Annotated in this window: 7 protein-coding genes; all 7 read left to right on the top strand. The window is 64.6% G+C overall.

The window, feature by feature from the left end; all coding sequences use genetic code 11:
* On the top strand, positions 1 to 170 hold a 170-nt coding region (gene atpE / locus AC1DT2_RS14125), incomplete at its 5' end, for an ATP synthase F0 subunit C (RefSeq protein ID WP_477296974.1).
* Between the two features lie 81 nt (positions 171 to 251).
* Positions 252 to 722 (top strand): F0F1 ATP synthase subunit B, encoded by a 471-nt coding sequence (locus tag AC1DT2_RS14120; protein WP_477296973.1) that lies wholly within the window; start codon positions 252 to 254, stop codon positions 720 to 722.
* 2 nt (positions 723 to 724) lie between these two features.
* Complete coding sequence (locus AC1DT2_RS14115; protein WP_477296971.1) at positions 725 to 1,258, top strand: F0F1 ATP synthase subunit delta; 534 nt, start codon at positions 725 to 727, stop codon at positions 1,256 to 1,258.
* 22 nt (positions 1,259 to 1,280) lie between these two features.
* Positions 1,281 to 2,831 carry a F0F1 ATP synthase subunit alpha gene (gene atpA / locus AC1DT2_RS14110; protein ID WP_063571175.1) on the top strand — a complete coding sequence of 517 codons (1,551 nt, stop codon included), beginning with the start codon at positions 1,281 to 1,283 and terminating at the stop codon, positions 2,829 to 2,831.
* A 76-nt stretch (positions 2,832 to 2,907) separates the two neighbouring features.
* Positions 2,908 to 3,816 (top strand): F0F1 ATP synthase subunit gamma, encoded by a 909-nt coding sequence (atpG, locus tag AC1DT2_RS14105; protein ID WP_046966955.1) that lies wholly within the window; start codon positions 2,908 to 2,910, stop codon positions 3,814 to 3,816.
* A 76-nt stretch (positions 3,817 to 3,892) separates the two neighbouring features.
* A complete protein-coding gene (gene atpD / locus AC1DT2_RS14100; protein ID WP_477296970.1) occupies positions 3,893 to 5,305 on the top strand; it encodes a F0F1 ATP synthase subunit beta in 1,413 nt (470 codons plus the stop codon).
* A gap of 40 nt (positions 5,306 to 5,345) precedes the next feature.
* The gene (locus AC1DT2_RS14095) at positions 5,346 to 5,771 is read left to right on the top strand and encodes a F0F1 ATP synthase subunit epsilon (RefSeq protein ID WP_477296968.1); all 426 of its coding nucleotides are present in this window, start codon (positions 5,346 to 5,348) and stop codon (positions 5,769 to 5,771) included.
* The last annotated feature ends 250 nt before the right edge of the window (positions 5,772 to 6,021 follow it).

The raw sequence follows: 6,021 nt of genomic DNA, 5'->3' as shown, positions 1-6,021 counted from the left end.
TCCTCGAGTCGGCCGCCCGTCAGCCTGAGCTGGTTCCGCTGCTCCAGGGTCGTATGTTCCTGCTCGCCGGCCTGATCGACGCGGCGTTCATCATCGGCCTGGCCATCGCCCTGCTGCTCGCTTTCTCGAACCCGCTGATCAACGTCCTGCGCACCGCTTCCGGCGGCTAAGCAAGCGTTTGTCTTCGTCGCCGTGGCCGCAATGCCACGGCGACCGTCAGTACCCCAGCGTTCGGAGTCTTTGGAGAGATCATGGAAATTAACATGACCTTCCTGGGCCAGATGATCTCTTTTGCGATCCTGGTCTGGTTCACCACCAAGTTCATCTGGCCCCAGCTCAACGGTGCCATCGAAGAACGCCAGAAGAAGGTGGCCGAAGGGCTCGCCGCGGCCGAGCGTGCTCGTGCCGAGCTGAAGGATGCCGACGCCAAGGTCGCTGTCGAGATCAAGCAGGCTCGCCTCCAGGCGACCGAGATCATCGACAAGGCCCAGCAGCAGGCCAACCAGCTTCTCGAGAAGGCCCGCGCCGAAGCCACCGGTGAGATCAACCGTCTGAAGGCCCAGGCCCAGGACGAGATCGCCTCGATGGCCCAGCGTGCCCGTGAACAGCTTCGCGAACAGGTCGGCGCCCTCRCCGTGCGTGGCGCGGAGAAGATCGTGCAGCGTGAAATCGATCCGGCGGCCCACAGGGCGCTGCTCGACCAACTCGCCGCCGAGATCTGATCATGGCCCAGGCGCTCACCCTCGCTCGTCCCTACGCACGCGCCGCTTTCGAAGTGGCGCATGCGTCGGGTTCGCTCGCCGGCTGGTCCCATGCGCTGAGCTTCGCGGCCATCGTCGCGGAGGACCCGCGCGTTGCCGGCCTGACCAACGACCCGCGCGTGTTGCCGGCGCAACTGGTTGCACTGCACCTTCCGCAGGACATGGCCACCGATACGCCCTTCGCGAACTTTCTCGCCGAGCTGGCGGAAAACGGCCGTCTCGTGCTGTTGCCGGAAATCGCGGCGCTCTACGACGACTACAAGCGAGAGTCGGAGCAGACCCTGAAGGTCAAGGTCACGAGCGCACTGGATCTCGATACGGCGCAGGCGGACCTGCTGCGCGCCTCGCTGAAGCGTCGCTTCAAGCTCGAGATCGAACTGGATACGCACGTCGATCCGGCGCTGCTTGGTGGTGTCGTCATCGACACCGGCGAGCAGGTCATCGACGGTTCCGCGCGCGGCCGCCTGCAGCGGCTGGCCAGCGCGCTGACGCACTGATACGAATTAAGGGAAGGCAACCATGTCCAGCACCACACTGAATCCCTCCGAGATCAGCGAGCTGATCAAGACCCGCATCGAGCAGTTCAAGCTCGGCGCCGAGGCACGCAACGAAGGCACGATCATCAGCGTGTCCGACGGCATCGTGCGCATCCACGGCCTGGCCGACGTGATGCAGGGCGAAATGATCGAACTGCCGAACAACACGTTCGCCCTCGCGCTGAACCTCGAGCGCGACTCGGTCGGCGCCGTGGTGCTCGGTGAGTACCAGCACCTGCGCGAAGGCGATGCCGCCAAGACCACCGGCCGCATCCTCGAAGTGCCGGTCGGCCCGGGTCTGCTCGGCCGCGTTGTCGACGCGCTGGGCAACCCGATCGACGGCAAGGGTCCGATCGACGCCGTGGGCACCAGCCCGGTCGAAAAGGTCGCGCCGGGCGTCATCTGGCGCCAGTCGGTCGACCAGCCCATGCAGACGGGCTACAAGTCCATCGACTCGATGATCCCGATCGGCCGAGGCCAGCGCGAGCTGATCATCGGCGACCGCCAGACGGGCAAGACCGCCGTCGCGATCGACGCGATCATCAACCAGAAGCACTCGGGCATTAAGTGCATCTACGTGGCCATCGGCCAGAAGCGCAGCTCGATCGCCAACGTCGTGCGCAAGCTCGAAGAGAACGGCGCGCTGGCCAACACCATCGTTGTCGTCGCTTCGGCGTCCGAAGCGGCTGCCCTGCAGTACGTCGCGCCGTATTCCGGCTGCGCCATGGGTGAGTACTTCCGTGACATCGGCGAAGATGCGCTGATCGTGTACGACGACCTCTCCAAGCAGGCCGTCGCTTACCGCCAGATCTCGCTGCTGCTCAAGCGTCCGCCGGGTCGCGAAGCCTATCCGGGCGACGTCTTCTATCTCCACTCGCGTCTGCTCGAGCGCGCTTCGCGCGTCAGCGCCGAATACGTCGAGAAGATGACCGACGGCAAAGTGAAGGGCAAGACGGGTTCGCTCACCGCCCTGCCGATCATCGAGACTCAGGCCGGCGACGTTTCCGCGTTCGTTCCGACCAACGTCATCTCGATCACCGACGGCCAGATCTTCCTCGAGACCGATCTGTTCAACGCCGGTATCCGTCCGCCCGTGAACGCCGGTATCTCGGTGTCGCGCGTCGGTGGTGCCGCACAGACCAAGATCATCAAGAAACTCTCCGGTGGCGTGAAGCTCGCCCTCGCGCAGTACCGCGAGCTGGCTGCCTTCGCGCAGTTCGCTTCGGACCTGGATGCCGCCACGCGCGCGCAGCTGGACCGCGGCCAGCGCGTCACGGAACTGATGAAGCAGCCGCAGTACTCGCCGCTGTCGATCGCCGAGCTCGGTGTGTCCGTGTTCGCCGCCGAGAAGGGTTACCTCGACGACCTGCCGATCAACAAGGTGCTGCCGTTCGAGAAGGGCCTGCATGCCTTCTTCCGCCAGAACCACGCCGAGCTGATGACCAAGATCGACGAAACCGGTGACTGGGACAAGGACATCGAGGCGACCTTCAAGTCGGCCACGGACGAGTTCAAGAAGACCGGTAGCTGGTAATAGCGAGACACGCGCGGCGGGCGACATCGCCCGCCGCGTGGAACACCTGGCGTCACCCTTTACAGACGAGTAAGCCATGGCAAGCGGCCGCGAAATCAAAACCAAGATCAAGAGCACGCAGAACATGCGCAAGGTGACGCGTGCGCTCGAAATGGTCTCGGCGTCGAAGATCCGCAAGGCGCAGGACCTGATGAAGGCCTCGCGTCCCTATGCGCGCCTGATGCGCAAGGTGATCGCGCACGTCGCCCAGGCCAGCACGGACTTCGTGCACCCGTTCCTCACCGAGCGCGAGAACGTCGCGCGCGTCGGCTTCATCGTGGTGTCGACGGACCGCGGCCTCGCCGGCGGCCTCAACTCCAACCTGTTCCGTCGCACGCTCACCTCCATTCGTGAGTGGCAGGGCAAGGGCGCCGAGATCGACGTGGTTGCCGTCGGCCAGAAGGCCGTCAGTTTCTTCCGCCGCATCAAGGGCGTGAACCTGATCGGCACGGCGACGCACCTGGGTGAGAAGCCGAAGCTCGAAGACCTCATCGGCGTGATCAAGGTCGTCCTCGACGCGTACTCCGATAACAAGCTCGACCGCGTGTTCCTGGTCTACAACGACTTCGTGAACACCATCGTGCAGAAGCCGACCATCGAGGCGCTGTTGCCGGTGTCGCTGGTCGCGCAGGAACTCGAGAACGCCGAAGGCAAGGCATCCGAAGGCGTGAAGGTCGAACAGACCCACGACTGGGATTACATCTACGAACCCGACGCGCGCACGGTGCTCGAGCACCTGATGACGCGCTACATCGAGTCCGTGGTGTACCAGGCCGCGCTGGAGAACCTCGCCAGCGAGCACGCTGCACGCATGGTCGCCATGAAGGCCGCCTCGGACAACGCCAACAAGGTCATCGGCGAACTGACGCTGGTCTACAACAAGGCACGTCAGGCGGCGATTACCCAGGAAATCTCGGAAATCGTCGGCGGCGCCGCCGCGGTCTGACCGAAACCCCAAAGCGATGGCGACGCAGCATGCGGCGCCGAAACAGAACCTTACGAAGATTCATCCGGAGCATTCCATGAGCCAGGGCAAAGTTGTTCAGATCATCGGCGCGGTCGTCGACGTCGAATTCGCGCGCGACCAGGTGCCGGAGATTTACGACGCACTGAAGGTCGACGGCACCGAGATCACCCTCGAAGTGCAGCAGCAGCTCGGTGACGGTATCGTGCGCACCATCGCGCTCGGTTCCACCGACGGCCTGCGCCGCAACCTGATCGCCCGCAACACCGGCGAAGGCATCAAGGTGCCGGTCGGCAAGGCCACCCTCGGCCGCATCATGGACGTGCTCGGTCGCCCGATCGACGAAGCCGGCCCGATCGGCGAGACCGAACAGTGGGTCATCCACCGCGAGGCCCCGGCTTACGACGAGCAGGCTGCCGGCAACGAACTGCTGGAAACCGGCATCAAGGTCATCGACCTGATGTGCCCGTTCGCCAAGGGCGGCAAGGTCGGCCTGTTCGGCGGCGCCGGCGTCGGCAAGACGGTCAACATGATGGAGCTCATCAACAACATCGCCAAGGCGCACGCGGGTCTGTCCGTGTTTGCCGGCGTGGGTGAGCGCACGCGTGAAGGTAACGACTTCTATCACGAGATGAAGGACTCCAACGTCCTCGATAAAGTCGCGATGGTCTACGGCCAGATGAACGAGCCGCCGGGTAACCGCCTGCGCGTCGCGCTGACCGGCCTGACCATGGCCGAGTACTTCCGCGACGAGAAGGACGAGACCGGCAAGGGCAAGGACGTCCTGCTCTTCRTCGACAACATCTACCGCTACACGCTGGCCGGTACCGAAGTGTCGGCACTGCTCGGCCGTATGCCGTCGGCCGTGGGTTACCAGCCGACGCTGGCCGAGGAAATGGGCGTCCTTCAGGAGCGCATCACCTCGACCAAGACCGGCTCGATCACCTCGATCCAGGCCGTCTACGTGCCCGCGGATGACCTTACCGATCCGTCCCCGGCGACCACGTTCGCGCATCTCGATGCAACGGTCACGCTGAGCCGCGATATCGCCTCGCTGGGTATCTACCCGGCCGTCGATCCGCTGGCATCCAKCAGCCGCCAGCTCGACGCCGCCGTGATCGGCCAGGAGCACTACGACATCGCCCGTCGCGTGCAGGGCACCCTGCAGCGCTACAAGGMWCTSMAGGACATCATCGCCATCCTCGGCATGGACGARCTGTCCCCGGAAGACAAGGCTTCGGTGTCGCGCGCCCGCAAGATCGAGCGCTTCYTSTCSCAGCCGTTCYWCGTKGCCGAAGTCTTCACCGGYTCGCCGGGCAAGTACGTCGCCCTGAAGGACACGATCCGCGGCTTCAAGATGATCCTCGACGGCGAGCTCGACTATCTGCCCGAGCAGGCCTTCTACATGGTCGGCGGCATCGACGAAGCCATCAAGAAGGGCGAGGAAATGGGTGCGAAGAAGGCTGCGTAAGCGCCTTCTTTCCCCACTCCTTACCTAGGAAGACAAACCCATGACCCACACCATTCGCGTCGACATTGTCAGCGCCGAAGCCGAGATCTACTCCGGCGAAGCCACGCTCGTGGTCGCCACCGGTGAGCTCGGCGAGCTGGGTATCGCGCCGCGTCACGCGCCGCTGATCACCCGCCTCAAGCCGGGCCACGTGGACGTGGTTGCTGCCGGCGGTGAGCGCCAGCAGTTCTACGTCTCCGGCGGCATCCTCGAGGTGCAGCCGCAGGTCGTGACGATCCTCGCCGTTACGGCCGTTCGCGCGGCCGATCTCGACGAAGCCGCCGCCCTGAAGGCGAAGGGCGAGGCCGAAGCCGCCCTGGCCAACCGTGGCGAGACGCTGGACGTCGCCGAGGCCCAGGCCAAGCTGGCCGAGGCCCTGGCCCAGCTGCAGGCCCTCGAGCGCATGCGCAAGACCCTCAAGCACTAACAGCGAGCCCCCTGCGGGGACAGATCCCCAGTGGGGACAGCCTCCCTGTGGGAGCCGCTTCAGCGGCGATGCTCTTCAAAGGAAACCGGCGCCTCACAGCGCCGGTTTTTTTTGTTCATCGCGGAATGCCCGGAGTTAGGTGCAGAGCCGCGAGGGGCGAGGTGCCAAAGAATGCTCCGTCTCGAAGCCGTCGGCCTTCATGTGCCTGTGATCCTGAACAAGCCACACTACCCCGGTCGTCCCCCGGTAC

The sequence above is a fragment of the Luteibacter sp. P4_E6 genome (assembly GCF_056401535.1).
This window is presented reverse-complemented; position numbering and strand designations above follow the sequence as displayed.